The sequence below is a fragment of the Streptomyces sp. NPDC056452 genome (assembly GCF_042796085.1).
Classification (GTDB): Bacteria; Actinomycetota; Actinomycetes; order Streptomycetales; family Streptomycetaceae; genus Streptomyces.
In genome coordinates, this window is sequence record NZ_JBHTRI010000006.1 from 210,369 (window position 1) to 234,185 (window position 23,817).

At 71.8% G+C, this 23,817-nt stretch carries 23 protein-coding genes; 17 read left to right on the forward strand and 6 right to left on the reverse strand.

What is annotated here, in order from left to right:
* The first annotated feature begins 91 nt into the window (after positions 1–91).
* The 9 genes from ACFQ6X_RS08675 to ACFQ6X_RS08715 all read left to right on the forward strand — a co-directional run bounded on the left by ACFQ6X_RS08675 (position 92) and on the right by ACFQ6X_RS08715 (position 7,366).
* Entirely contained in the window at positions 92–202 is a 111-nt protein-coding gene (locus tag ACFQ6X_RS08675) for a putative leader peptide (protein ID WP_329205412.1), read from the forward strand.
* Positions 203–379: 177 nt separating this feature from the next.
* Positions 380–1,423: an ABC transporter substrate-binding protein gene (locus tag ACFQ6X_RS08680; RefSeq protein ID WP_383177971.1), complete on the forward strand. Its 1,044-nt coding sequence runs from the start codon at positions 380–382 to the stop codon at positions 1,421–1,423.
* Positions 1,420–2,433: an NrtA/SsuA/CpmA family ABC transporter substrate-binding protein gene (locus ACFQ6X_RS08685; RefSeq protein WP_383177974.1), complete on the forward strand. Its 1,014-nt coding sequence runs from the start codon at positions 1,420–1,422 to the stop codon at positions 2,431–2,433. Before ACFQ6X_RS08680 ends, ACFQ6X_RS08685 begins: the two co-directional genes overlap by 4 nt.
* Positions 2,430–3,269, forward strand: coding sequence for an ABC transporter permease (locus ACFQ6X_RS08690; protein WP_383177977.1), 840 nt, complete (start codon positions 2,430–2,432; stop codon positions 3,267–3,269). Before ACFQ6X_RS08685 ends, ACFQ6X_RS08690 begins: the two co-directional genes overlap by 4 nt.
* Positions 3,266–4,042, forward strand: coding sequence for an ABC transporter ATP-binding protein (locus ACFQ6X_RS08695; protein WP_383177980.1), 777 nt, complete (start codon positions 3,266–3,268; stop codon positions 4,040–4,042). The genes ACFQ6X_RS08690 and ACFQ6X_RS08695 overlap by 4 nt, the downstream gene beginning before the upstream one ends.
* On the forward strand, positions 4,043–4,960 hold the full coding sequence (locus ACFQ6X_RS08700) for an ABC transporter substrate-binding protein (RefSeq protein ID WP_383177983.1): 918 nt from the start codon (positions 4,043–4,045) through the stop codon (positions 4,958–4,960).
* 5 nt (positions 4,961–4,965) lie between these two features.
* Positions 4,966–6,039, forward strand: a complete 1,074-nt coding sequence (locus ACFQ6X_RS08705) for an LLM class flavin-dependent oxidoreductase (protein ID WP_383177985.1) — start codon at positions 4,966–4,968, stop codon at positions 6,037–6,039.
* Between the two features lie 196 nt (positions 6,040–6,235).
* Positions 6,236–7,033, forward strand: a complete 798-nt coding sequence (locus ACFQ6X_RS08710; protein WP_383178173.1) for a VOC family protein — start codon at positions 6,236–6,238, stop codon at positions 7,031–7,033.
* Positions 7,034–7,108: 75 nt separating this feature from the next.
* Complete coding sequence (locus ACFQ6X_RS08715; RefSeq protein WP_383177988.1) at positions 7,109–7,366, forward strand: WhiB family transcriptional regulator; 258 nt, start codon at positions 7,109–7,111, stop codon at positions 7,364–7,366.
* Positions 7,367–7,384: 18 nt separating this feature from the next.
* Here ACFQ6X_RS08715 and ACFQ6X_RS08720 read toward each other — a convergent pair whose 3' ends face one another.
* Positions 7,385–8,272, reverse strand: a complete 888-nt coding sequence (locus tag ACFQ6X_RS08720; protein WP_383178176.1) for a chitosanase — start codon at positions 8,270–8,272, stop codon at positions 7,385–7,387.
* Positions 8,273–8,345: 73 nt separating this feature from the next.
* Between ACFQ6X_RS08720 and ACFQ6X_RS08725 the strand changes: the two genes are divergently transcribed.
* Positions 8,346–11,735, forward strand: a complete 3,390-nt coding sequence (locus ACFQ6X_RS08725) for a hypothetical protein (protein WP_383177991.1) — start codon at positions 8,346–8,348, stop codon at positions 11,733–11,735.
* A gap of 25 nt (positions 11,736–11,760) precedes the next feature.
* Here ACFQ6X_RS08725 and ACFQ6X_RS08730 read toward each other — a convergent pair whose 3' ends face one another.
* From ACFQ6X_RS08730 to ACFQ6X_RS08740, 3 genes are all read right to left on the reverse strand, one after another.
* Complete coding sequence (locus ACFQ6X_RS08730; RefSeq protein ID WP_383177994.1) at positions 11,761–12,735, reverse strand: acyl-ACP desaturase; 975 nt, start codon at positions 12,733–12,735, stop codon at positions 11,761–11,763.
* 154 nt (positions 12,736–12,889) lie between these two features.
* Positions 12,890–14,536 carry an ABC-F family ATP-binding cassette domain-containing protein gene (locus tag ACFQ6X_RS08735; RefSeq protein ID WP_383177997.1) on the reverse strand — a complete coding sequence of 549 codons (1,647 nt, stop codon included), beginning with the start codon at positions 14,534–14,536 and terminating at the stop codon, positions 12,890–12,892.
* Positions 14,537–14,776: 240 nt separating this feature from the next.
* Complete coding sequence (locus ACFQ6X_RS08740) at positions 14,777–15,190, reverse strand: SsgA family sporulation/cell division regulator (protein WP_383178000.1); 414 nt, start codon at positions 15,188–15,190, stop codon at positions 14,777–14,779.
* Between the two features lie 183 nt (positions 15,191–15,373).
* On the opposite strand from ACFQ6X_RS08740, the gene ACFQ6X_RS08745 reads away from it, so the two are divergent.
* Complete coding sequence (locus ACFQ6X_RS08745) at positions 15,374–16,465, forward strand: WD40/YVTN/BNR-like repeat-containing protein (RefSeq protein WP_383178003.1); 1,092 nt, start codon at positions 15,374–15,376, stop codon at positions 16,463–16,465.
* A gap of 6 nt (positions 16,466–16,471) precedes the next feature.
* Here ACFQ6X_RS08745 and ACFQ6X_RS08750 read toward each other — a convergent pair whose 3' ends face one another.
* A complete protein-coding gene (locus tag ACFQ6X_RS08750; protein ID WP_383178007.1) occupies positions 16,472–16,771 on the reverse strand; it encodes a YciI family protein in 300 nt (99 codons plus the stop codon).
* A gap of 56 nt (positions 16,772–16,827) precedes the next feature.
* Here ACFQ6X_RS08750 and ACFQ6X_RS08755 point away from each other — a divergent pair, with 56 nt between their 5' ends.
* Together ACFQ6X_RS08755 and mmpA are read left to right on the forward strand one after the other, a co-directional pair.
* Positions 16,828–17,505, forward strand: a complete 678-nt coding sequence (locus tag ACFQ6X_RS08755) for an endonuclease V (protein WP_383178010.1) — start codon at positions 16,828–16,830, stop codon at positions 17,503–17,505.
* A gap of 128 nt (positions 17,506–17,633) precedes the next feature.
* Entirely contained in the window at positions 17,634–17,780 is a 147-nt protein-coding gene (gene mmpA, locus ACFQ6X_RS08760; RefSeq protein ID WP_329205388.1) for a morphogenic membrane protein MmpA, read from the forward strand.
* Between the two features lie 42 nt (positions 17,781–17,822).
* Here mmpA and ACFQ6X_RS08765 read toward each other — a convergent pair whose 3' ends face one another.
* On the reverse strand, positions 17,823–19,013 hold the full coding sequence (locus ACFQ6X_RS08765) for a saccharopine dehydrogenase family protein (RefSeq protein WP_383178013.1): 1,191 nt from the start codon (positions 19,011–19,013) through the stop codon (positions 17,823–17,825).
* A gap of 205 nt (positions 19,014–19,218) precedes the next feature.
* Between ACFQ6X_RS08765 and ACFQ6X_RS08770 the strand changes: the two genes are divergently transcribed.
* From ACFQ6X_RS08770 to ACFQ6X_RS08785, 4 genes are read left to right on the forward strand one after another with little or no spacing between them, the layout of a single operon-like run.
* Complete coding sequence (locus ACFQ6X_RS08770; protein ID WP_383178016.1) at positions 19,219–20,364, forward strand: CaiB/BaiF CoA transferase family protein; 1,146 nt, start codon at positions 19,219–19,221, stop codon at positions 20,362–20,364.
* Positions 20,364–21,398, forward strand: a complete 1,035-nt coding sequence (locus tag ACFQ6X_RS08775) for an LLM class F420-dependent oxidoreductase (protein ID WP_383178019.1) — start codon at positions 20,364–20,366, stop codon at positions 21,396–21,398. Before ACFQ6X_RS08770 ends, ACFQ6X_RS08775 begins: the two co-directional genes overlap by 1 nt.
* 1 nt (position 21,399) lies before the next feature.
* Positions 21,400–22,542: an acyl-CoA dehydrogenase family protein gene (locus tag ACFQ6X_RS08780; RefSeq protein ID WP_383178022.1), complete on the forward strand. Its 1,143-nt coding sequence runs from the start codon at positions 21,400–21,402 to the stop codon at positions 22,540–22,542.
* Positions 22,543–22,591: 49 nt separating this feature from the next.
* On the forward strand, positions 22,592–23,806 hold the full coding sequence (locus tag ACFQ6X_RS08785; RefSeq protein ID WP_383178025.1) for an acetyl-CoA C-acetyltransferase: 1,215 nt from the start codon (positions 22,592–22,594) through the stop codon (positions 23,804–23,806).
* Positions 23,807–23,817 lie beyond the last annotated feature (11 nt).

Sequence of the window (23,817 nt, forward strand, 5' to 3'; positions counted from 1 at the left end):
AATCCCACATGATGGGAAGCCAGTTGTGAACACGGGTCGGCCCGTGGCAGGCTGCAGCCCTCACCACCGGCGAACGGAAAGGAGCAGTGCCATGGCAGGCCCCCGCGCCACGACCCCGGGCACCACAGCTCCGGTCCGGCTCGCCCTCACGCTGCGCCGTCACATCGACCTGGCACGCGTCTCCAGCGCCGCTTGTCGCTGAACCCCCGCAGCCCCTTCACCTCTTCGCCGGCGCTCCCGCCGGCCGGTGCCGGCCGCCCTCCCGCCCCGCCGCACCCGGTGTTCCTTCCGGAGCGTTCCCCGCGGCGCCGCGGCCCGTGCCGGTGCCGGACGCCTCGCCCGCGCCCCTCCTGCTTCGCCGACCCTTCGGGAAGACTCCATGACGCGTTCCGCCGTCCTGCCCAGGACCCTCTGGTTCACCCGCTGTCCCGTACCCACCGCGACCGGCATCGCCGCCGACCGGCAGTGGCTCAGCGACGAGTTCGCCTCCGACGGCATCGCCGTGCGCTCCCTCCAGGACGCCGACCCCGACGCCGACCGTGGCGCCCACTTCACCCATGCCCTGCCGGGACTGTTCCGGGAGGGCGGCAACGTACCCGCCCTCTGGGCCCGTTCGCGTGGTGAGCGGACCCGGCTGATCGGCCTGACCTGGATCGAGGAACGCCAGGCCGTACTGGTCGCTCCCGGATCCGGGACCAGGGGCGCCGACGCCCTGCGCGGACTGCGGCTCGCCGTCCCCTCCCACACCCTGGCCATCGACTTCTGGCGGGCCATGGCGCTGCGCGGATTCGAGGGCGCTCTCGGGTCCGCCGGCCTGACCCTGGACGACGCCGCACTCGTCGACGTGCCCGCCGACGCGCACCACGGCCAGTGGGCCGCCGAACTCGACGCGCTGCGACGCGGTGACGTGGACGCGGTGTACGTCAAGGGCGCCCTGGCCGTCGAAGCGGCCCGCAGGACAGGGGCCGAGGTCGCCGTGGAACTGGACGAGCTGCCCGACCGCCGGTTCCGCGTCAACAACGGAACGCCCCGGCCCATCACCGTCCATCAGCAGTTGCTGGACGAGCACCCCGGGCTCGTCGACCGCTTCCTCGCCGTCCTGCTCCGAGCGGCCGACTGGGCCACCGGTCATCCCGCCGAGGTCGACCGCATCCTCGGTGCCGAGACCGGCGCGGGCGCCGACGGCGTCGCGGGCGCCTACCGGCCCGGCACCCATCTCACCCTGCACCCCGACCTGTCGGCCGAGCGGCTCGGCCTGCTCGCCGAGCAGGAGACCGCGCTGCGCGCCCACGGCTTCCTCCCGGAGCCCGTGGACGTCACGGCGTGGGCCGACCCCGCACCGCTGCGCAGGGCAGCAGCCCTCGCCCGGCTCCAGCCCGTCCCCACGTCCACCCCCGAACCCCGAGGACCACTGTCACCATGAACCCGCACCGACCGGGCCGTACGGCCCTCGCCCCCGCACTCCTCACGGTCACCGCGCTCCTTGCCCTCAGCGCCTGCGGCACGTCCGAGGCCGACAGCGGGACCGGCGCCGCGAGCACCGTCACCGTGCGCATTCCCGACCCCGGCAACTCCGGAGTCCTCGCCGTCGGCAAGAAGGACGGCAGCCTCGACAAGGCCCTCGGCAAGGCCGGTGCCAAGGTGGAGTGGACCGGCAGCGCGGGACCCTTCGCGCCGGCCGCCCAGGCCATGAACGCCGACCAGCTCGACTTCGCCACCGGCTCCATCACCTCGGGCGTCACCTCCCTCGCCCAGCGCCCCGGCTTCAAGTTCTTCACCGCGGTCGACCCCGACGCGGCCGGCGAGGGAATCCTGGTCCGCAACGGTTCGGGCATCGACTCCGTCGCCGGACTCGTGGGGAAGAAGGTCGCCGTCAACCAGGGCGGCACCGGGGAGTACCTGCTGCTCAAGGCGCTCGCCAAGGCCGGTATCCCGGCGGACAAGGTCGAGCGGGTCTATCTGCGCCCCGACCAGACCGCCGCCGTGTTCAACGCGGGCAAGGTCGACGCCTGGGCCGTCTGGGCCACCTACGCCGTGGCCGAGATCGGCAGCGGCAAGGCCCACTTCGTCGCCGACGGCGCCGCCATCGGCTCCGACAACTACAGCCTGAACGCGGTGCGTACGGGCTTTGCCGAGAAGTACCCCGAAATCGTCAAGGCGCTGTACCGGTACCTCCACGACGCCAGTGTCCGGGAGAAGAAGGATCCCGCCGCCTACCTGAACGTCTTCACCGACGTCGGCCCCACCGCCGTCACCGGCAAGGCCGAAGAGGTGCAGAGGGCGATCATCGCCAAGGGCGGCACGGTCGACCCGATCGGCCCCGAGGACATCGAACGCTTCGAGGCCGTCGCCGCCTTCTACGCGGAGCAGAAGGTCACCAAGGGACAGGTCGATGTCGCGGCCCACCTCCTCGACGTCGAGAAGCTGACATGAGCGCGGTCGCCGAAGGGGCCGCCACCGAGGGCCTGGTCACCCCCCGGCCCCAACTCCGCACCCCGCGGGGCCGTTCCTTCGCCCTGACCGTCCGCGCGCTGGGACCGGTGGCCCTGCTCGTCCTGTGGTGGGCGGCCTCGGCCACCGGGGTGCTCACCCCCGACGTGCTGGCATCGCCCGCGGAGGTCCTGCGGGCCGTCGGGGAACTGTGGGGGAACGGGCAGCTGCCCGACGCGCTCACCACCTCCCTGACCCGGTCCGGGACCGGCCTGCTCCTCGGGCTCGCCGCCGGGCTGGTCCTCGGGATCACCACCGGGTTCACCCGGCTCGGCGACGAGCTTCTCGACTCCTCGCTCCAGACCCTGCGCACCATCCCCTTCCTCGCGCTCGTCCCCCTGTTCATGGTCTGGTTCGGGATCAACGAGACCGCCAAGATCCTGCTCATCGCCGTCGCCACCACCTTCCCGATGTACGTGTCCACGTCGAGCGGCGTGCGCAACACCGACCCCAAGCTCGTGGAGGCCATGCGCAGCTTCGGGATGAGCAGGCTCGCCATCGTGCGGGAGGTCGTCCTGCCCGGAGCCCTCCCGTCCCTCCTGGCCGGACTGCGGCTGTCCATGACGCTCAGCGTGATCGCGCTCATCGCCGCCGAGGAGATCAACGCCACCGCGGGCATCGGCTACCTGATGTCGCAGGCGCAGAGCTACGCACGCACCGACATCCTCGCCGTCTGCATCCTGATCTACGGCCTCCTGGGCCTGGCCGCCGACATCCTCGTACGGCTGCTGGAACGCGTCCTGATGCCCTGGCGGTCCCCGCAAGGAGGGACACGATGACCGACGGAACACAGCGGCCCGCCGTACGGGTGCGCGGACTGCGCCGGGTCTTCGGCACCCGGGCCGTGCTCGACGGTCTCCGGCTCGACATCGCGCGGGGCGAGTTCGTCGCCCTGCTGGGTGCCAGCGGCAGCGGCAAGACCACCCTGCTCCGCATCCTGGGAGCACTGGACGGCGCCGACGCGGGAGAGGTGCTCGTCCCCGAGGCCCGCACCATCGTCTTCCAGGAGCCCCGCCTCGTACCGTCCAAGAAGGTCCTCGCCAATGTGACCGTCGCCCTGCCGCGCAGCCGCTCCGCCCACGGGCTCAGGGCCCTCGCCGAAGTCGGCCTGGAACGGCACGCCGACGCCTGGCCCGCGACCCTCTCCGGAGGCGAGGCCCAGCGCGTGGCACTCGCCCGGGCGCTGGTGCGTGAGCCCGAACTGCTCCTGCTGGACGAGCCGTTCGCCGCCCTGGACGCCCTGACCCGGCTGAAGATGCAGGACCTGGTGGGGGAGCTGTGCCGCAAGCACCGCCCCGCCGTCCTCCTGGTCACCCACGACGTCGACGAGGCCGTACGGCTCGCGGACCGCGTCGCCGTGCTCCGCGACGGGAAGCTCGTCACCGACGAGACCGTCGCCGTCGACCGGCCGCGGGACCCCGGCGATCCCGCGTTCGCGGCACTGCGCCGCCGACTGCTGAACGACCTCGGCGTCGATGCCGCCCCCGCTCCCGCCCCGTCGCCGTCCCCTGCCCCCGCCCCCGTCGAAACTGCAGAAGTCGGAGTGATCTGAATGACCATCACCATCGGTGTCCACAGCAGCAACCCGTCCCTCTTCCACCTGTACCACCTCTCCCGCCTCGGCATCGCCCAGGAGGAGCTGGCCGCTCTCGGCGAGACGGTCGCCTTCCACCCGTACACCAACGGGGTCCGCACCGGTGAGCTCCTCACCCAGGGCGTCATCGACTTCGGCGGCACCGGATCCACCCCGCCGGTCACCGCCCAGGCGGCCGGCCACGACCTCGTCTACACCGCCGTGTCCGCCCCGCGCCCCGAGCACGGCGCGCTCCTCGTCCCGGTGGACAGCCCCGTCCGCACGGTCGCCGACCTCAGGGGCACCACCGTCCACCTCGCCATCGGGTCCTGGCAGACCCATCTGGTCGCCAAGGCCCTGGACGACGCCGGACTCTCGTACGCCGACGACATCACCGCGGTCCGCAGCACCGACGACAGCGAACAGCTGCTGCGCTCCGGCGACATCGCCGCATGGGTCGCCCAGGGACCGCAGCTGGCGGCCGCGCGCAGGACCGGAGGGCTGCGCACCCTGGTCGCCACCGGTGACGTGATCACCGACCGGTCCGTCTTCTTCACCCGGCGCGAACTCGCCGAGAACCGGCCGGAGATCATCGACGCCCTCACCCGCGCACTCCAGCGCGCCGACGACTGGGCGGCCGCCAACCCCCGTGCCGCCGCCGAGATCGCCGCCGCCGACCTGGGCGGGAGCGCCGACGACTGGGAGACCGCCCTGCGCGCCCTGCCGTGGAGGATCGAGTCCGTCAGCGACGCGTTCATCGCCGAACAGCAGGAAGCCGCCGACATCTTCCACCGCACCGGATTCATCGACCGGCCGGTCGAGGTCGCCACCGCCCGGGCACACGCGGACACCGAGGCCGTCAGCGCCGCTTCCGCCTCCGGCACGAAGGCGGCCTGAGCGGCATGGCGACCGAAGTCCTCTGGTACATCATCCCGCGCGAAGGCGCGTACCCCTGGGAGCCGGAAGGGCGGCGGACCGCCGACCTCGGCTACCTCAGCCGGCTCGCCGGAACCGTGGAACAGCTCGGCTACAGCGGTGCCCTGCTCGCCACCGACCTGTACGACGTCTGGCCGCTGGGCAGCGCACTCGCCGCCTCCACGAGCACCCGCTTCAAACCACTGCTCGCGGTTCACCCCGGACTCATCTCACCCACGCTGCTGGCCAAGATGGCGCTGAGTTTCGACCAGCTCTTCGGCGGCCGGCTGCGCTTCAACGTCGTCAACGGCTCCACGAAGTCGCTCCAGGAGTACGGACTCCACGTGGAGCACGACGAGCGGTACGAACTCAGCGCCGAGTACTGGTCGATCGTGAAACGACTGACGGCCGGAGAGGTCTTCGACCACAAGGGCCGCTTCTACGACCTGAAGAACGCGGGCGCCTCGTTCCGTGAGCTGAAGCCCGTCCAGGACCCGCACATCCCGCTCTGGTTCGGCGGCTCGTCGGCCCCCGGCATCGAGATGGCGGCCGAGCACGTCGACGTCTTCCTCACCTGGGGCGAACCGCCGCACCTGCTGAAGGAGAAGCTGGAGCGGGTGCGGGCGCGGGCGGCCGCGTACGGCCGCACCCTGCGCATCGGGCTGCGCCTCCACCTGATCGTCCGCGACACGGAGGACGAGGCGTGGGCGGCGGCCGACCGGCTGCTGGACGTCACGAGCGAGGCGACGTACGCCCGCATGCTCGGCGACCGGGCGGGCGAGGACGGGGTGGGCTGGCAGCGCCAGTTCCGCCAGCACGGCGGCAAGGTCCCGGCCAGGGCGCGGGAACTGGAGACGCACCCCAACATGTGGCCGGGCATGAGCCTGTTCCGTCCGGGCCCCGGCACAGCGGTCGTCGGCTCGACGGCCCAGGTCGTCGAACGCTTCAAGGAGTTCGAGGACCTCGGTGTCGACACCTTCATCCTGTCCGGGAACCCGCTCCTGGAGGAGGCCTACCGGGTGGCGGAAACGGTGCTTCCGGCACTCGGCGTCACACGCTGACACCCGCAGCGCCCGGCCGGACCCGAAGCCGCACACGGCCGGTCCGGCGGGCGCGCAACGGGACCGGGGCACGGGGGCGGGTACCCGGTCGCCCTGCGCGGGCTGCGGTTGTCAGTGCCCGGTGCAAGACTCGGTGGGTCAGGGAAATGCCCGCACGATGGGCGAGCGAGACTCCGCCTCGCCCGAGGAGCACACCATGCTCGACCCCGAATTCGTCACCGGCGCCCCCAACTGGACCGACCTCGGCACACCCGACCTCGACGCGGCCACGGCCTTCTACCAGGGCCTCTTCGGCTGGGAGCTGGTGCCCGGCGGACCGGAGACCGGTGGGTACGGGACGTACCAGCTGCGGGGCAAGACGGTCGCCGGCGTCATGACCGTGCCCGAGGACCAGGGGAAGCCCTCCTGGACCGTCTACTTCCAGACCCCCGACGCGGATGCCACCGCCCGGACGGTGGAGAAGGCCGGCGGGTCCGCGGCGTTCCCTCCGATGGATGTACTCGACTACGGCCGCATGGGCGGCTTCAAGGACAACGCCGACGCGTACTTCGGCGTGTGGCAGCCGGGCACGAACACCGGCCTGGACATGATCATGGAGCCGGGTTCGCTGATCTGGTCCGAGCTCTACACCCCGGACGTGCCCGCGGCCGCCGCCTTCTTCAAGACGGTCTTCGGCTGGGAGACCGAGGACATGACGTACCCCGGGGGTTCCTACACGATGGTCCGCCCCGCGGGAAGCGCGGGCGCCGACTCCTCCTTCGGCGGGCTCGTGCGGATCGACGAGGTGCCCAGCGAGGCTGCTGCCGGGCCGCACTGGCTTCCGTACTTCGCGGTGGAGGACGTCGACGCGACGCTGGCCGACGCGAAACGGCTGGGCGGCCGCGTGACCCTGGCGCCCATGGACGTGGAGAACGTCGGCAGGATCGCCAACGTCGCCGATCCCGCGGGCGCGGCGTTCGCGGTGATCAAGCCCGCCCCGATGCCGCCGAGCTGACCGGAACCGGCCGGCGCCGAGTTCGTTGATGGTTCATTGATCACTTGTTTATCGGCGTGGGGCACCGTGTGCCCCATGCCGATCAACACCATGATGACCGACGACGCGCTCTCCTGGCAGGAGACGGCGCTGTGCGCCCAGGCCGGACCCGAGTTCTTCTTCCCGGCTCCGGGCAGCTCGACCCGCGAGGCCAAGCAGTTGTGCAACGCCTGCGAGGGACGGCTGGCCTGCCTCGAGTACGCCCTCGCCCATGACGAGCGTTTCGGCGTGTGGGGCGGACTCTCGGAGAAGGAGCGGGACCGGCTCCGCAGAGGCCGTCGCGACGAGGCCTGACGGCCGGAGACCGTGCGCCTACGGGATGCGGAACGTCTCGCCGTACACCTGCCACACGAGCGGCTTCTTGAGCTCGAGGTTGCCCTCCCGCAGGAACACCCGCTGCGCGGTGTCGATCCGGGTGGTGTCGCGCTGGACCTTCCGCGCCAGGATCGCGGACCGGCTCTCGTCGAGGAACGCGCCGAGGTACTCCGCCTCGTCGCCGCCCTCCGCAGCCGTGTCCGCCGAGGCCATCGCGGCGTCCCGGATGCCGTAGAAGCCGTCCGCCTCGACGCCGGGCCCGTGGAGCACCATCGCGTCGTAGTAGACGAACTGCCCCAGGGTGCCGAGACCGTCCAGCTTCGCCAGTCGCACCGCGGGTTCGAAGTAGAGCCTGTCCCGCATCGTGTTCTGAGCCGTGCGGAACGCCGGGTCCTCGGCGGCCGCCTTCCACGCGTCGGTGAAGCCGGGGTCCAGACCCTCGTGCGAGTCCGTGCCGTCCACCTCGCGCAGCGCCGCGAGGAACGGGGCGAGCGGATTGTCCGGATGGTCCTCGGTGTAGGCCTCGACCAGCTGCAGCATGTCGTTCGTACCGGAGCAGAAACCGATGATCCCCGCGGTGTAGCCGGTGCCGTCACCGACGTCCTCGATCGCCCCGTACTGGCTGCGCCAGTCCAGGGTCGAGGCTTCGGCGCTGCTCACCAGCCGGGAGGCGATCTCCTTCATCGCCGGAGCGGCGAGCCCCGGCGGCAGTCCGGCGATCTTCTCGTCGTTCTCGGCGCTCAGGCCGGGGCTCTCCGTCTGCGCGGCGGCCTCAGCCGTTTCCGTCGGCTGCGGGGAGCTCGGGGGCAGGTCGGAGTCGCCGCTGCTGAACAGAACAGAAACGACGATGGCTATAGGCGCACCGAAAAGAACAAGACGCGTCACTGGTTTCACCCGGCACAGAGTACGTTCCGTAAAGCTGTGGGGTCAGCCCGCCCTCGCACGGCACAATCGCCGCATGACCGACGCCCGGCCAGTCGCCCTCGTCTGCGCGCTCCTCGACGCCGTGGATCGCCTCGCCCACCCTCAGCGCATGAGAGAACTGGCGGCGCACACCCGGCGGTTCACCGCGGACGGTGTGCTGCGTCCCGTCCTGGAGGAGCTGGAGACCGGGGGACCCTACGAACGCGGGCTCGCTGTCGTCGCCGCGGCCGTGGGCGGCGACCGTGACTGGCTGGCCGCCCGCATCGGCGACGAGGACCCCTTCGTGCGGGGACAAGCCCTGCGGGCGGCGCGCTCCGCGGGCGTACCGGACACGGCGTACGAGACGGCGCTGGCCGATGCCCCGGCCGCCGTACGCCGCCAACTCCTTCAGGCCGTCGTCACCGACCGCCGCACGGAGCTCGCCGACCGGCTCATCGAGCCGCTGCGCGAGAGGTGGGGCGACGCCGAGGCGGCCCGACTGCTCCGGGGCTGTTCCCCCGCGACGGTGAACCGGCTCCTGCCCGGCCTCTTCCCGTCGGTGACCGGCTGGGCCGCGCTCGGACGCCACCATCCCGGCCCGTTCCTCGACGCGGCGGAACGGGACCTCGCCGGCCGGCCCGAGTCGATGCGCGACGCCTGGTGGCAGGGCTGCGGGCACGAACGCGCGGTCGCCACGGCCGCCGAGCGGCTGCCCCACCGCGTACTCGACCTGCTCGAACGCTACGGCCCGACGAACCTCCCGATCCCGCTGCGCACGAGGCTGGGCGTCCTCGCCTCGGCCGACCCGGCCCGGACGGTCCAGCTGCTCCGCGGACCGGACAGCTTCGCGATCGCCCGCAGCGGCGCCCTCAGCGGGACGCTGCTGCGGCGCCTGGCCGTCACGGCTCCCGAGGCGCTCCTCACCGAGTACGGCCGGCACGTGCTGCAGTACGGCGGCGTCCTGGACCGCCTCGTCCGCGCCCTCCCGCCGTCCCGTCGCGGCGCGTTCCACGACGCGGTCGTCGCCGGGCAGGGAGAGGATTCCGTCATCACGGTGGACGCCGTACTCCTCGGAGAACTGCCCCGCAGCCATGTGGCGGGTCCGGCCCGGCGCATGGCCGACCGGGCGAGGACGCGCGGCGGGCACTGGAGCTCCGTCCTGCTCGCCGAGTCGTTCCTGCCGGTCGCGGACGTACGGGAGCGCCTGCTGGCGGCGACCCACCGGCCCGCCGCCGAGGACCGTGCCGAAGCCTGGCCGCTGCTCATACGCAACGCGGGCCGCTCCGGCGACCCGGCAGCCGTCGCCACCGTCCTCAAGGACATGCTCCGGCTGCGCTCGGAACGGGATCCGGTCAGGGCCGCCGCACTGTTCGCGCTCCTGGACACTCCGCCCGCGCTCTTCACCGACGAGGTGGAACCGCTGCTGGACCGGATCGCCACCGACGCGGTCGAGGCCCGGGACTCCTCCGAACACACCCGGGGCCGCCTGAGCGGCCTCGCCCTGCGCGTCCTGCGCGAGCACGCCACCACCGGCAGGCGCGCCCTGCTCAACTGGGCGCTGCGCACCCTCGTCCGCCTGTACGGGAACGCCGGTGACGCCGGCCTGGGGAGGCTCGACCGCACCCTGCGGCGGGGGCAGGAGCACACGGTGTTCGAGGCCCTGCGGCCCTGGCTGGAAGCGGGTGCGGAGAAGGCCGACTACGCCCTCGTCTTCGCACTGACCCGGGCCGTCGGACGCCGTGCCGCAGCCATGCCGGACCTCCAGGAACTGCTGTGGCAGGCGATCCGCTACGGGAGCGCGGGCACCGCACGCACCGCGATCGGCCTGTGGCTGGAGCCGGCCGGCTGTCGAGACGAGCGCGTCGAGCGGATCCTGGCACGCGAGCCCTCCGCCGCCGCGCTGCCCGAGGTGATGGACGTACTCACCCGGCGGCGCACGGACCTCCTGGACCGGGTGCTCGGCGAGAGCCCGCCGTACGGAAGGTTCCTCACCCCGGGTGAGCCGTGGCACGTGCCCGTCGGCGCGGACGTCGTCCGCTGGACTCCCGAGCAGCAGAGCGCCGCGGCGCGCGCACTGGAGCGGACCGCACGGGACGAGAAGCTTCCCCTGTACGCCAGGAAGGCGGCGATCGATCAGCTGGCCGGCATCCCGCAGACCGGGGCCGACGCCGTACGCCGATGGCTGGCGTCCTCGGACGTCGTGCTCGCCGAGGCGGCGCTCGCGGCGCTGGCCCGCACGGACCGCCCCGCCGCCGTGCTGCCCGACCTGCTCGCACGCCTGGGTGACGACGAGGCGCGGGTAGCGGTCTTCGCTGCGAGCCGTGCTTCCCGGCACGTGCGGCCCTCGCGCCTCGCCGTACTGCTGCGGGAGCGGACGGCGCCCGGCACCGGCAAGGTGACCAGCCGCAAGGAGATGGTCCGGCTCGCCGCGACCCGGCTGCCCTCCGCCCTTGCCGCGCAGGCCCTCGCCGAGGCCTACGCGATGCCGGACCAGCACCCCGACGTGCGGGCCGTCTGCGTGGCGTTCGGCACGGATCTGCTCGGGGACGAGGCGATGTGGGAGGTGATGGCCGACGCGGCGCGCGGTGAGCGGCGCCTGCGCACCGCCGTCCTGCGGGCCCATCCGGTGCGGATGCCCGCGCAGCACCGGCCGCACTATGCCCGGCTGGTGCAGGAGGTGTGCGCGACCGACGACGAGGAGCTGGCGGCCCTCGCCCACCGGGCGCTGGCCCAGTGGGTGCCCTGGGCGCCGGGGGCGTGCGAGGTGCTGGTGGACGTGGTGAGCGACCTGGGCCGGCGCGGTACCTGGCAGTCGGCCACCGACGCGCTCGTCGGCGCCGCCATGGCAGGCGGGGAAGCCGCCGGCGCGCTGAACTGTGCGCTCCTCGCCCTGTCCACGAACGACACCGCGGACGACGCGGGAGCCGGACGGGACCGGCCCGCACGGCAGCGGATCGTCCGCGCGGTGGACGCCCTCACGGCGCCGGACGTGACCCGGCGGGCCTCGGCGCGCCCCCTCCTCGCGGCGGCCGGGGACACGCTCGCGCACCACAGGGACTTCGTACCGCAGGCGGCCCGGCTGCTGGTCTGCGCCGTGGATCTGGACACCGGCCCCGACGCCCTGCACGCAGGGCTCGTCCGGCTGGCCGGGCTGCTCGAAGGGCGGCCGGTCCAGGCCGCCCGGATCGCACAGACCCTCGGCGGCCGGATCGGCGATCGGAACCGTTCCGGGGCGGGCGACACGGATGTCCTGCTCGCCGTCGCGGGCCGGCTCACCGGGAGCGGCGGGCCGGCCGAAGGGCTGTTCGCCACCGCGATCACCGCGGCGGCGGGACGGCGCACCGACTGGACCGGACCCTGGCGGACCCAGCTGCGCGCCCTGCGCCAGCACCCGGTGGCCGATGTGCGCGACGCCGCGTACGCGGAGGTGACGGCGCCCGAGTGAGCCGCGCCGCCACCGTCCTGCGGGGTCAGGCGTTCGCGCGGGCCGCCATCCGCGCCTTGCGCATGGCCAGCTTCTCGTCGAACTTCGACGCCTCGCTGTCCAGACCGCTCATGTACAGGCCCAGTTCCTCCTGCGCCTTGAGGCCCTCCGGGCCGAGTCCGTCGATGTCGAGGACCTTGAGGTAGCGCAGCACGGGCTGGATCACGTCGTCGTGGTGGATGCGCATGTTGTAGATCTCGCCGATGGCCATCTGCGCGGCGGCGCGCTCGAAGCCGGGCATGCCGTGACCGGGCATCCGGAAGTTGACGACCACGTCGCGCACGGACTGCATCGTGAGGTCCGGGGCGAGCTCGAAGGCGGCACCGAGCAGGTTGCGGTAGAAGACCATGTGCAGGTTCTCGTCGGTCGCGATCCGGGCCAGCATCCGGTCGCACACGGGGTCGCCCGACTGGTGGCCGGTGTTGCGGTGGGAGACGCGGGTCGCCAGCTCCTGGAAGGCCACGTAGGCCACGGAGTGCAGCATGGAGTGGCGGTTGTCGGACTCGAAGCCCTCCGCCATGTGCGCCATGCGGAACTGCTCGAGCTTGTCCGGGTCGACGGCGCGCGAGGTGAGCAGGTAGTCGCGCATCACGATGCCGTGGCGGCCCTCCTCCGCGGTCCAGCGGTGCACCCAGGTGCCCCAGGCGCCGTCACGGCCGAAGAGGGAGGCGATCTCGTGGTGGTAGCTGGGGAGGTTGTCCTCGGTCAGCAGGTTCACGACGAGCGCGATCCTGCCGATGTCGGTGACCTTGGACTGGCTGGTCTCCCACGCTTCGCCGTCCTCGAAGATGCCGGTGAAGTTCCGGCCGTCGGAGAACGGTACGTACTCGTGGGGCATCCAGTCCTTGGCGACCTTGAGATGGCGGTTGAGTTCCTTCTCCACCACCTCTTCCAGCGCGTACAGCAGCTGGGCGTCGGTCCACGCCTTCGAACTGCCGAGTTGGGGAGAGGTGATCGTCACGGGGGCTCCTGGGGACGGGAGAATTACCTACGGCTTCGTAGGTTACGTGACCGTAGGTTAAGGCGGCAGTAAGGCCGCAGCCAAGCCCGGTCCTCGCTGTGCCCGTTTACGTACCGTTATATCCGCAGGTCGCGGCGGGATGCCGAGGGGTAAGTCATACCTCACCGCCCTGGATCCGGGATAGGTCTGCGGAGGAGATTCCGCGCAGTTCGCCCGCGTCCAGCAGCAGCCACCGGGTGATCCCCAGCGACTCCAGGAACGGCAGGTCGTGGCTCGCCACGATCAGCGCACCCTCGTAGCGCGCCAGCGCCGCGGTGAGACGGTGCACGCCGGACAGGTCGAGGCTGTTCGTCGGTTCGTCCAGCATCAGCAGCCGGGGTGCCGGGTCGGCGAGCAGCAGCGCGGCCAGGGTCGCCCGGAGCCTCTCCCCGCCCGACAGCGTCGCGGCGGGCAGGTCCGCCCGTGCCCCCTTGAACAGGAAGTGCGCGAGCTTCGCCCGGATCCGGTTGGCCGAGGCGCCCGGCGCGTACCGCGCCACGTTGTCCACGAGGGACAGCCCGTCGTCGAGCACGTCCAGACGCTGGGGCAGAAAGCCCACCGGCACATGGACGACCGCCTCGCCGGACAACGGCGCCAGCTCGCCGGCGATCGTGCGCAACAGCGTCGTCTTGCCCGCGCCGTTGCGGCCGACCAGCGCGATCCGCTCCGGGCCGCGCAGGTCGAACTCCCCGCGCACCCGGCCGCCGTGGGCCAGCTCGAGATCGCGCAGCACCAGCACACCGGCACCCGGATGCACCTGGGTGTGCGGCAGTTCGATGCGGATCGCGTCGTCGTCCCGCACGGCCTCGACGGCGTCCTCGAGCCGCTCCTCGGCGTCCGCCAGCCGCTCGGCATGCAGGACGCGGTGCTTGCCGGCCGACTCCTGCGCCGTCTGCTTGCGCTGGCCCATGACCGCCTTCGGCTCGCGCTTGGTGTCCCACATCTTCTGCCCGTACCTCTTGCGCCGGGCCAACTTGATGTGTGCGTAGGACAGTTCGCGCTTCTGCCGACGCACATCGGCCTCCGCGACCCGCACCATCCGCTCCGCGGCCTCCTGTTCCACGGCGAGCGCCTCCTCGTACGCCGTCAGGCTGCCGCCGTACCAGGTGACCGTGCCCTCCCTCAGATCGGCGATCCGGTCCACCCGCTCAAGCAGCTCCCGGTCGTGACTGACGACAACCAGGACACCGGTCCAGGCGTCGACAGCGTCGTACAGGCGCCCGCGGGCGTGCAGGTCGAGATTGTTCGTCGGCTCGTCCAGCAGCAGGACCGACGGACGTGCCAGCAGCAGCGCCGCCAGCCGCAGCATGACGCACTCGCCGCCCGACATCTCGCCGACGGTCCGGTCGAGCCCGACACCGGCGAGGCCCAGCTGGTCGAGCGTGGCGCGGGCGCGCTCCTCCACGTCCCAGTCGTCGCCGACCACGGTGAAGTGCTCCTCGCGGACATCGCCCGACTCGATGGCGTTCAGCGCGGTCCGTTTCCCGGCGATGCCCAGCGCCGCGTCGACCCGCAGGGCGGTGTCAAGGACGAGGTTCTGCGGGAGGTAGCCGATGTCACCGGCCGTACTGATGTGTCCGCCCGTCGGGATGAGTTCACCGGCGATCAGGCGCAACAGGGTCGACTTGCCGCAGCCGTTGAGGCCGATGAGCCCGGTCCGTCCCGGGCCCACGGCGAGTTGGAAGTCTTCGAAGACATCGCTTCCGTCGGGCCAGGCGAACGAGAGGGACGAACAGGTGATGTGGGTCGTGGGTGCAGGCACGAAGGTCTCCCGGCTGCGTCGGAGAATCTCGGAGAACGGCTCGGACAACTGAGGTCGCACTCGGGCCCGCGCACGGAACAGCACGCGCGCGGCACGGTGTACGGACACCTCAGATGTGGAGCAACGTCCTTCTCCGATCCGACGACAACGGGGACAGCACTCACGTTACGAGCGGGTACCGCGGCTCGGCAACCGCATTTTCCGGGCCGTTGCGGTGGGGGAGGGACCCGCCTGTCGGGGTCAGGACCCGCCGAGCAGATCCGTCAGATCGCGGTCGAGGTCGAGGAAGCGGTGCTCGTCGCCCACCGGGACCAGCACCTGGGCCCGCTTCAGGAAGCGGCGCAGTTCCGCCGTACGGACGTGCACCATGGCGATGCCCTCGACGGCGTGGAACTCCAGGACCGTGCGGTCGTATCCGAAGGGCCGCACCCGGACGTCGCCGACACCGGCCGGTCTGTCCATCCCGGCCGTGAGCAGTTCACGGGAGAACTCCCAGGACACCTCGGTGCCCTCGAGGGTCGCCGGGGCCGGGAAGGCCATGCGGACGGCGAAAGGGTCCCTGCGGTCGTAACTCAGGGTGGCGGGCAGGGTTTCCATCCGCGGAGCGGATGCGACCATGCGGGCCTGCACGGACTGCTCGATAACGCTGGACAAGACCTGCTCCCTCTCGCGTCGGATGAACGGTTCCCGGCATTGGAGTAGACGACGGAACTCCTCGTTTCGTGCACTGGCAGGCGGCGTGAGCTGCGTCACCGCCGGCCGGCTTCCCTGCCTACTGCCCCGTTTCGTCCGATGCGCCCTGGACGGCGGTCCGCCCGTGGACTAGCTTCCAGCGCCATGAGGGCCATGGGGAAGACGAGACGACTGCTGTCACTGGGCCTGTGCGGTGCGGCTGTGGCCGCCGCCCTGGCCGCACCGTCGGCGCACGCCGCACCGGGGGAGCCGCGCGAACGGGGCCACCGGCCGGCCTGGGAGCTCACCGACACGGGAACGGACGCGCGCTTCCGCGGCCTCGCCGCGGTCAGCCGCGACGACGCCTGGGTCGCGGGGTCCGGGGGCACGGTCCTGCGTACGACCGACGGGGGCCGGCACTGGCGCGATGTCTCGCCGCCCGGAGCGGCGGAGCTGGAGTTCCGCGACATCGAGGCCTTCGACCGGCGGCGGGCGGTGGTCCTGGCCATCGGCGAGGGCGAGGCGTCCAGGGTCCTGCGCACCGATGACGGCGGCGCGACCTGGACCGAGTCCTTCCGCAACACCGACGCACGTGCCTTCTACGACTGCCTGACCTTCTTCGACAGCCGTCACGGGCTGGCGATGAGCGACCCGGTGGACGGGAAGTTCCGCATCCTGTCGACCTCCGACGGCGGACGGAACTGGAAGGTGCTGCCCGACGCGGGCATGCCCGCCGCCCGCCCCGGCGAGGCCGGTTTCGCGGCGAGCGGCCAGTGCCTCGTCAGCTCGGGCCCCAAGGACGTCTGGCTCGCCACCGGCGGTGCGGACACCGCCCGGGTGCTGCACTCCGGTGACCGCGGCCTGACCTGGTCCGAGACCGCGTCACCCATCCCGGCCGGGGACCCCGCGCGCGGAGTCTTCGGCCTCGCCTTCCGCGACCGCACGCACGGCATCGCGGTCGGCGGCGACTACCGCGCGGACCAGGCGTCGCCGGACGCCGCGGCCGTCACCGGCAACGGCGGACGCACCTGGCAGGGGGCCACCACCCCGCCCCCGGCCTACCGTTCGGGCGTCGCATGGCTCCCGCACAGCAGGTCGGCGGCGCTGGCGGTCGGCCCGACCGGCACGGACCTGACGCTGGACGGCGGCCGCACCTGGAGGACGGTGGACACCGGTTCGTACGACACGGTGAACTGCGTGGACCACGGGGGCTGTTGGGCCGCGGGCGAGAAGGGACGCGTCGCCCGGCTCGGATAGCCGCGCCTATCCGGGCAGTTGCTGCCGGTAGGGGGCCAGTGCCTGCGACGTCTTCGTCGCGAGGAACTCCGTGATCCGGTAGGCGCACACCCCGTGTACCGCGAAGGGGTCGGTCGCCGCGATCTCCTCGATCCGCGCGCGATCGTCCCCGACAGCGAGAATCACGCCGCCGTCACGCGGGTTCTTGCGCCCGGAGGCGATGAACACCCCTGCCGTGTACTGGGTGTCGAGCCACGCGACGTGTTCCTTCATGAGTGCGTCGACGCGCTCGACCGGTGCGCTGTAGGTCAACTCGAGTACGAACATGATCGCCAGGCTACGGGACCGCCGAGAGCCCGTGGGTGCCTAGACTCGAACGCACCATGACGACTTTCACCATGCCCGCCGACGAGGCCGAGGCACGCGCCGTCCAGGACACACTGCGCACCCGCGTGGTGCTCGACGAACCGGGGCCGCGGCCCGGCACCGGCCGGGTGACCGGCGTCGATGTCGCCTACGACGACGAGCGGGACGTCGTCGTGGCGGCGGCCGTCGTCCTCGACGCGGCGACACTCGAGGTCGTGGCCGAGTCGACCGCGCGGGGCCGGGTGACCTTCCCCTACGTCCCCGGGCTCCTGGCCTTCAGGGAGATCCCGACGGTGCTCGCCGCCCTGGAGGCGCTGCCCGTCGACCCCGGGCTCGTCGTCTGCGACGGCTACGGTCGGGCTCACCCCCGCAGGTTCGGACTCGCAAGCCATCTGGGCGTCCTCACCGGCCTCGCGGTCATCGGCGTCGCCAAGAATCCGTTCACCTTCCGCTACGAGCAACCGGGGCCCCGGCGCGGAGACTCCACCCCGCTCATGGACGGGGACGAGGTGGTCGGCCGGGCGCTGCGCACCCAGGACGCCACCAAGCCCGTCTTCGTCTCCGTCGGCCACCGCACGGGCCTGGACAACGCCTGCGCCCACACGCTGCTGCTGGCCCGCGACTTCCGCCAGCCGGAGACCACGCGCCGGGCCGACGCCCTGTGCCGGGCGGCCCTGCGGGAGGCCGTTGCCTGACCGCCGTCGCCTGCCCGCCCCGGCGCGGCTGTCATGGCACGGCCGTCCCGGCCCGACGGCCGGGATTGTTTCCATCTGAGTACATGAACGGATGTTGTTCGTCGAACATCAGGGGCAGGCTGGTACACATGATCGACCACCACGCACCCCCCATGAACACCGGAACCGTACGTCTGTCCCAGCGCGGCGTTGCCGTGGGTATGACCCTGGGCGTTGTCGCGGGAGCCGCCTGGACCGTCTCCATGGTCTGCACCCTCGCCTCCTGGATGCTCTGACCCGCCGACGCCCTCCCGTACGCCCAGGGAACCGCGCCCGCCTCAGAGCATCGCCGCGACGCGGAAGCCCAGCCCCGCGGCCGTCAGCCGTTCCAGGAGCGCGTCGCCCATCGCCACGGCGGTCGTGACCTGCCCCGACGTCTTCGGCAGGTCGTCCAGGGCCAGGCAGAGGGCGGCCTCGGCGAGCATCTTCGCGGTCTCGTCGTAGCCCGGGTCACCGCCCGACACCTCGGTGAAGACCTGGCGGCCGCCGCCCTCCCCGACGAAGCGCACCGTGAACCAGCTGCGGTCCCTGCGCTCCTTGCCGGGGCCGGTGCCGGGTTCGTAACGGTCCATGAGCCAGCTCCGCACGGCGGGGATCTGGGCAGCCGCCGTCAGCACGCCCAGGGCAGCGGTGCCTCCGAGCGCCACCGGCAGGTGCTTCACCGAGGCGAAGTGCCGGTAGCGGAAGTCGGGGCCGTAACGTCCCAGCGCCCGCGCCGACCGCTCCACGACACGAGGGTCCAGGGTCGGAAGCGGCAGTGCCCACGTCCCGGTCGCCGGGCTGAAGTGGGGTGAGCCCTGCGGGGCGCGGGCCCGGCGGCCGACCAGGCGCGGCTCGTGCAGACGGCGTTCCTTCGCGGCCCGGATCATCTGCGGGCCGCGGCCGATCGCGGTGAGCGCCGAGGCGAACGTGCCGCCCGAGAAGACGGCGTTGCTGCGGACGTAGCCGTCGACGGTCAGCGGCACGTCCTCGGGGAGCTGCTGGACGGTGAAGTAGACGCCGAGGTCGTGCGGTATGGAGTCGAAGCCGCAGGCGTGCACGATCCGGGCCCCCGTCTCGCGGGCCCGTGTGTCGTGCTCCAGGAACATCCGGTCGACGAACTCCGCCTCGCCGGTGAGGTCGGCGTAGTCGGTCCCGGCCTCGGCGCAGGCCGCCACCAGCCCCTCGCCGTACCAGACGTACGGGCCCACCGTCGATGCCACCACATGGGCGGACCCGGCGAGTTCGCGCAGCGTGCCGGGATCGCCGGCATCGGCTGTCAGCAGGGGCAGCTCCGCGCAGCGCGGGTTGATCGCCGCGAGGTTCTCGCGCAGCTTTTCGAGCTTGGCCCGGCTGCGGCCCGCCGCCGCCCAGCGGAAGCCGTCCGGCGCGTGCTCCGCCAGATACGCGGCGGTGAGTGTCCCCACAAAGCCGGTGGCGCCGAAAAGGATGACGTCATAGGGGCGTTCTGCCCCGTTCTGCCTGTTCATGAGTGCCTCCGCACGGGCCGGCGCCGATGTAGCAGGCAGAGGGTAGCGGAGGGGTTCGTGGCGCTGTGCAGCCGGGAGGGCCTCGGTGCGAGAGGATCCGGGAGAAGGAACTAAGCGCTTGCTCGGCCAAAAGGGTTGTGCGGAGCGTCGAGCATTCTTAACATCATCGATGTTACATCAGTTGTGTCACACCGCTGGGGGCTTGATGGCAACGACAGGGCAGGGTCCACTGGCCGGAGTGCGTGTCGTCGAACTGGCGGGCATCGGCCCGGGACCGTTCGCCGCGATGCTCCTGGCCGACCTCGGCGCCGATGTGGTGCGCGTCGACCGGCCCGGCGGCGCGGCGCTCGGGATCGATCCCGCGTACGACCTCACCAACCGCAACAAACGCTCGGTCCTCGTCGACCTCAAGGCCGAGGGCGGTGCAGGGCAGGTGCTCGACCTCGTGGAGCGCGCCGACATCCTGATCGAGGGCTACCGCCCCGGCGTCGCCGAACGCCTCGGCGTGGGCCCGGCCGCATGTCTGGACCGCAATCCGCAGCTCGTCTACGGGCGCATGACCGGCTGGGGCCAGGACGGGCCGCTGGCCGAACGGGCCGGCCACGACATCGCCTACATCGCCCTCAGCGGCACCCTCTCCATGATCGGCAGACCCGGGGAGCCGCCCACGGTGCCCGCCAATCTGGTCGGCGACTACGCGGGCGGCTCGCTCTACCTCGTCGTCGGCGTGCTCGCCGCCCTCCAGCACGCCCGCACACCCGGCGGCACCGGCCAGGTGGTGGACGCCGCCATCGTCGACGGTGCCGCCCACCTCGCCACGATGATCCACGGGATGCTGGCGGCCGGCAGCTGGCAGGACCGGCGCGGCTCCAACCTCCTCGACGGCGGCTGCCCCTTCTACGGCTGCTACGAGACGTCCGACGGCGAGTACATGGCGGTCGGACCGCTGGAGCCGCAGTTCTACGAACAGTTCGGCAAGCTGCTCGGGATCGCCGACGAAGCCCCCGACCGCAACGACTTCAGCCGCTGGGCGGACCTGCGCACCCTCGTCGCCGACCGCTTCAGGGCCCGCACCCGCGCCGAGTGGACCGAGATCTTCGAAGGCACCGACGCCTGCGTCGCCCCCGTCCTCTCGCTCCGCGAGGCGCCTCACCACCCGCACCTCGCCGCCCGCTCCACCTACGTCGAGCACGGCGGCCTCACCCAGCCCGCGCCCGCCCCCCGGTTCTCCGCCACCCCCTCCCGCGTCCGCAGCGGGCCCGCCCGGCCCGGCGCGGACACCGAGGACGTGGCCCGCGACTGGGACGTACCGAGCATGCGGACCCTCCCGAAGAAGGACGGCACCGACTGATGGAACTCTCCCTCCCGCTGAACTACGCGGGCGACCCGCGCGCCGCCTGCGACCAGGTCGCGGCACTGGAATCCGCCGGACTCGACGCCGTCTGGGTCGCCGAGGCGTACGGCTTCGACTCGCCCACGATCATGGGATATCTGGCCGCCCGCACCGAGCGCATGAAGATCGGCGCGGCGATCCTCAACGTCTACTCCCGCACCCCCGCCCTCATCGCCCAGACCGGAGCCGGACTCGATGCGGTCTCCGGCGGCCGGGCCCTGCTCGGGCTCGGCGCGTCCGGCCCGCAGGTCGTGGAGGGCTGGCACGGCAAGCCGTACGACAAGCCGCTCGGCCGGACCCGCGAGACCGTCGAGCTCTGCCGGCGGATCTGGCGCCGTGAGGTCATCGACCACCACGGCATCACCGACATGCCGCTGCCGAAGGAGAAGGGCGGCAGGCTCGGCAAGCCGCTGAAGATCCTCACCCGGCCGCTCCGCGAGAACATTCCGCTCTACATCGCCTCCCTCGGCCCCTCCAACGTGGCGCTGACCGCCGAGATCGCCGACGGCTGGCTGCCCACCCTCTACATCCCGGAGAAGGCCCGGCAGGTCTGGGGCGGCGCCCTGGCCGAAGGCACGGCGAAGCGTGATCCGGCGCTCGGTCCGCTGCAGACCGTCGCGGGCGGGCTGCTCGCCATCGGCGACGACGCCGCGGCCCTCAGGGACCTCGCCCGCCCGCAGATCGCGCTGTACGTCGGAGGCATGGGCGCACCCGGCAAGAACTTCTACAACGACCTCGCCGTCGCCTACGGGTACGAGAAGGAAGCCGCCACGATCCAGGAGCTCTACCTCTCGGGGAAGAAGAAGGAGGCCGAGGCCGCGGTCCCGGACGAATTCTGCGAGCTCATGTCGCTCTGCGGGCCCGAGGGGTACGTACGCGACCGCATCGAGGCCTTCCGCGAGGCCGGCGTCACCATGCTCAACGTCACGCCCGTCGGCCCCGAGCCGGCCCGCCTGATCTCCACCGTCAAGAACTGGCTCCAGGGGGCTTGAAGTGCAGCGGCAGATCTTCACCGAAGAGCACGACGCGTTCCGCGAAACCGTCCGCACCTTCCTGGCCAAGGAGGCGCTCCCGCACTACGAGCAGTGGGAGAAGGACGGCATCGTCTCGCGCGAGGCATGGCTCGCGGCCGGCCGGCAGGGGCTGCTCGGCCTCGCCGTACCCGAGGAGTACGGGGGCGGCGGCAACGCCGACTTCCGCTACAGCGCCGTCCTCGCCGAGGAGTTCACCCGGGCCGGCGTCGCGGGGCTGGCGCTCGGCCTGCACAACGACATCATCGGCCCCTACCTCACCGGACTCGGCACCGAGGAGCAGAAGCGTCGCTGGCTGCCCGGCTTCTGCTCCGGCGAGATCATCACCGCCATCGCGATGACCGAACCCGGTGCGGGCTCCGACCTCCAGGGCATCCGCACCACCGCCGAGGACAAGGGCGACCACTGGCTGCTCAACGGCTCGAAGACCTTCATCTCCAACGGCATCCTCGCCGACCTGGTGATCGTCGTCGCCAAGACCTCGCCGGAGGGCGGCGCGAAGGGCCTCTCGCTGCTCGTCGTCGAACGCGGCGCGGAAGGCTTCGAGCGCGGCCGCAACCTCGACAAGATCGGCCAGAAGTCCCAGGACACCGCCGAGCTGTTCTTCAACGACGTGCACGTCCCCAAGGAGAACCTCCTCGGCGAGCTCGACGGCGCCTTCATCCACCTCATGACCAACCTGGCCCAGGAACGGATGGGCATAGCGGTCGCCGGAATCGCCGCGGCCGAATACCTCCTGGAGATCACCACCCAGTACGTCAAGGAGCGCGAAGCCTTCGGGCGGCCGCTCTCCAAGCTCCAGCACATCAGGTTCGAGATCGCCGAGATGGCCACCGAGTGCGCCGTCACCAGGGCCTTCCTCGACCGGTGCATCGTCGACCACTCGGCCGGGACGCTCGACGCCGTACACGCCTCGATGGCCAAGTGGTGGGCCACCGAACTGCAGAAGCGTGTCGCCGACCGCTGTCTCCAACTCCACGGCGGATACGGGTACATGACCGAGTACCGGGTCGCGAAGGCGTTCACCGACGGTCGCATCCAGACCATCTACGGCGGAACGACGGAGATCATGAAGGAGATCATCGGCCGCTCGCTGCTCGGCTGACCCGGCTCCCGCCACCCTGTTGCGCAACCACCCTCGAAAGGCTGCTGTCTTGAGTACCGAAGCGTTCGTCTACGACGCGATCCGCACCCCGCGCGGTCGCGGCAAGGCCAATGGCGCCCTGCACGGAACCAAGCCGATCGACCTCGTCGTCGGCCTCATCCACGAGATCCGGGCCCGCTTCCCGGACCTCGACCCCGCGGCCATCGACGACATCGTCCTCGGCGTGGTCAGCCCGCTCGGCGACCAGGGCTCCGACATCGCCCGTATCGCCGCGATCGCGGCCGGACTCCCGGACTCCGTCGCGGGCGTCCAGGAGAACCGCTTCTGCGCCTCGGGCCTCGAAGCGGTCAACCTCGCTGCCGCGAAGGTCCGTTCGGGCTGGGAGGACCTCGTCCTGGCCGGCGGAGTCGAGTCGATGTCCCGGGTGCCGATGGGCTCCGACGGCGGAGCCTGGGCCATGGACCCGATGACCAGCTTCGAGACCGGCTTCGCCCCGCAGGGCATCGGCGCCGACCTCATCGCCACCATCGAGGGCTTCTCCCGCCGGGACGTCGACGAGTACGCCGCACTCTCCCAGGAGCGCGCCGCCGCGGCCTGGAAGGACGAGCGCTTCGGCCGCTCCGTCGTACCCGTCAGGGACCGCAACGGTCTCCTCGTCCTCGACCACGACGAGCACATGCGGCCCGGCACCACCGCCGACTCGCTCGCCTCCCTCAAGCCGTCCTTCGCCGCGATCGGCGAGATGGGCGGCTTCGACGCCGTCGCCCTGCAGAAGTACCACTGGGTCGAGAAGATCGACCACGTCCACCACGCGGGCAACTCCTCCGGCATTGTGGACGGCGCCGCCCTCGTCGCCATCGGGTCGAAGGAGGTCGGCGAGCGCTACGGCCTCACCCCGCGCGCCCGGATCGTCTCCGCGGCCGTCTCCGGATCCGAGCCCACCATCATGCTGACCGGTCCCGCACCTGCCACCCGCAAGGCGCTGGCCAAGGCCGGGCTCACCATCGACGACATCGACCTCGTCGAGATCAACGAGGCCTTCGCCGGCGTCGTCCTGCGCTTCGTGCGGGACATGGGCCTCTCCCTCGACAAGGTCAACGTCAACGGCGGCGCCATCGCGCTGGGCCACCCGCTCGGCGCGACCGGCGCGATGATCCTCGGCACGCTCATCGACGAACTGGAGCGGCAGGACAAGCGCTACGGCCTCGTCACCCTCTGCGTCGGCGGCGGCATGGGTGTCGCCACCGTCATCGAGCGTCTCTGACCGTCCCCCGG

Bases quoted from the DNA above. Each gene is read 5' to 3' on its own strand.
- mmpA (WP_329205388.1), top strand. From the start codon at position 17,634: ATGATCGACCACCACGCACCCCCCATGAACACCGGAACCGTACGTCTG.
- ACFQ6X_RS08770 (WP_383178016.1), top strand. From the start codon at position 19,219: ATGGCAACGACAGGGCAGGGTCCACTGGCCGGAGTGCGTGTCGTCGAA.
- ACFQ6X_RS08750 (WP_383178007.1), bottom strand. From the start codon at position 16,771: ATGTTCGTACTCGAGTTGACCTACAGCGCACCGGTCGAGCGCGTCGAC.
- ACFQ6X_RS08715 (WP_383177988.1), top strand. From the start codon at position 7,109: ATGCCGATCAACACCATGATGACCGACGACGCGCTCTCCTGGCAGGAG.
- ACFQ6X_RS08700 (WP_383177983.1), top strand. From the start codon at position 4,043: ATGACCATCACCATCGGTGTCCACAGCAGCAACCCGTCCCTCTTCCAC.
- ACFQ6X_RS08710 (WP_383178173.1), top strand. From the start codon at position 6,236: ATGCTCGACCCCGAATTCGTCACCGGCGCCCCCAACTGGACCGACCTC.
- ACFQ6X_RS08725 (WP_383177991.1), top strand. From the start codon at position 8,346: ATGACCGACGCCCGGCCAGTCGCCCTCGTCTGCGCGCTCCTCGACGCC.
- ACFQ6X_RS08690 (WP_383177977.1), top strand. From the start codon at position 2,430: ATGAGCGCGGTCGCCGAAGGGGCCGCCACCGAGGGCCTGGTCACCCCC.
- ACFQ6X_RS08745 (WP_383178003.1), top strand. From the start codon at position 15,374: ATGAGGGCCATGGGGAAGACGAGACGACTGCTGTCACTGGGCCTGTGC.
- ACFQ6X_RS08705 (WP_383177985.1), top strand. From the start codon at position 4,966: ATGGCGACCGAAGTCCTCTGGTACATCATCCCGCGCGAAGGCGCGTAC.
- ACFQ6X_RS08775 (WP_383178019.1), top strand. From the start codon at position 20,364: ATGGAACTCTCCCTCCCGCTGAACTACGCGGGCGACCCGCGCGCCGCC.
- ACFQ6X_RS08680 (WP_383177971.1), top strand. From the start codon at position 380: ATGACGCGTTCCGCCGTCCTGCCCAGGACCCTCTGGTTCACCCGCTGT.
- ACFQ6X_RS08765 (WP_383178013.1), bottom strand. From the start codon at position 19,013: ATGAACAGGCAGAACGGGGCAGAACGCCCCTATGACGTCATCCTTTTC.
- ACFQ6X_RS08685 (WP_383177974.1), top strand. From the start codon at position 1,420: ATGAACCCGCACCGACCGGGCCGTACGGCCCTCGCCCCCGCACTCCTC.
- ACFQ6X_RS08695 (WP_383177980.1), top strand. From the start codon at position 3,266: ATGACCGACGGAACACAGCGGCCCGCCGTACGGGTGCGCGGACTGCGC.
- ACFQ6X_RS08675 (WP_329205412.1), top strand. From the start codon at position 92: ATGGCAGGCCCCCGCGCCACGACCCCGGGCACCACAGCTCCGGTCCGG.
- ACFQ6X_RS08755 (WP_383178010.1), top strand. From the start codon at position 16,828: ATGACGACTTTCACCATGCCCGCCGACGAGGCCGAGGCACGCGCCGTC.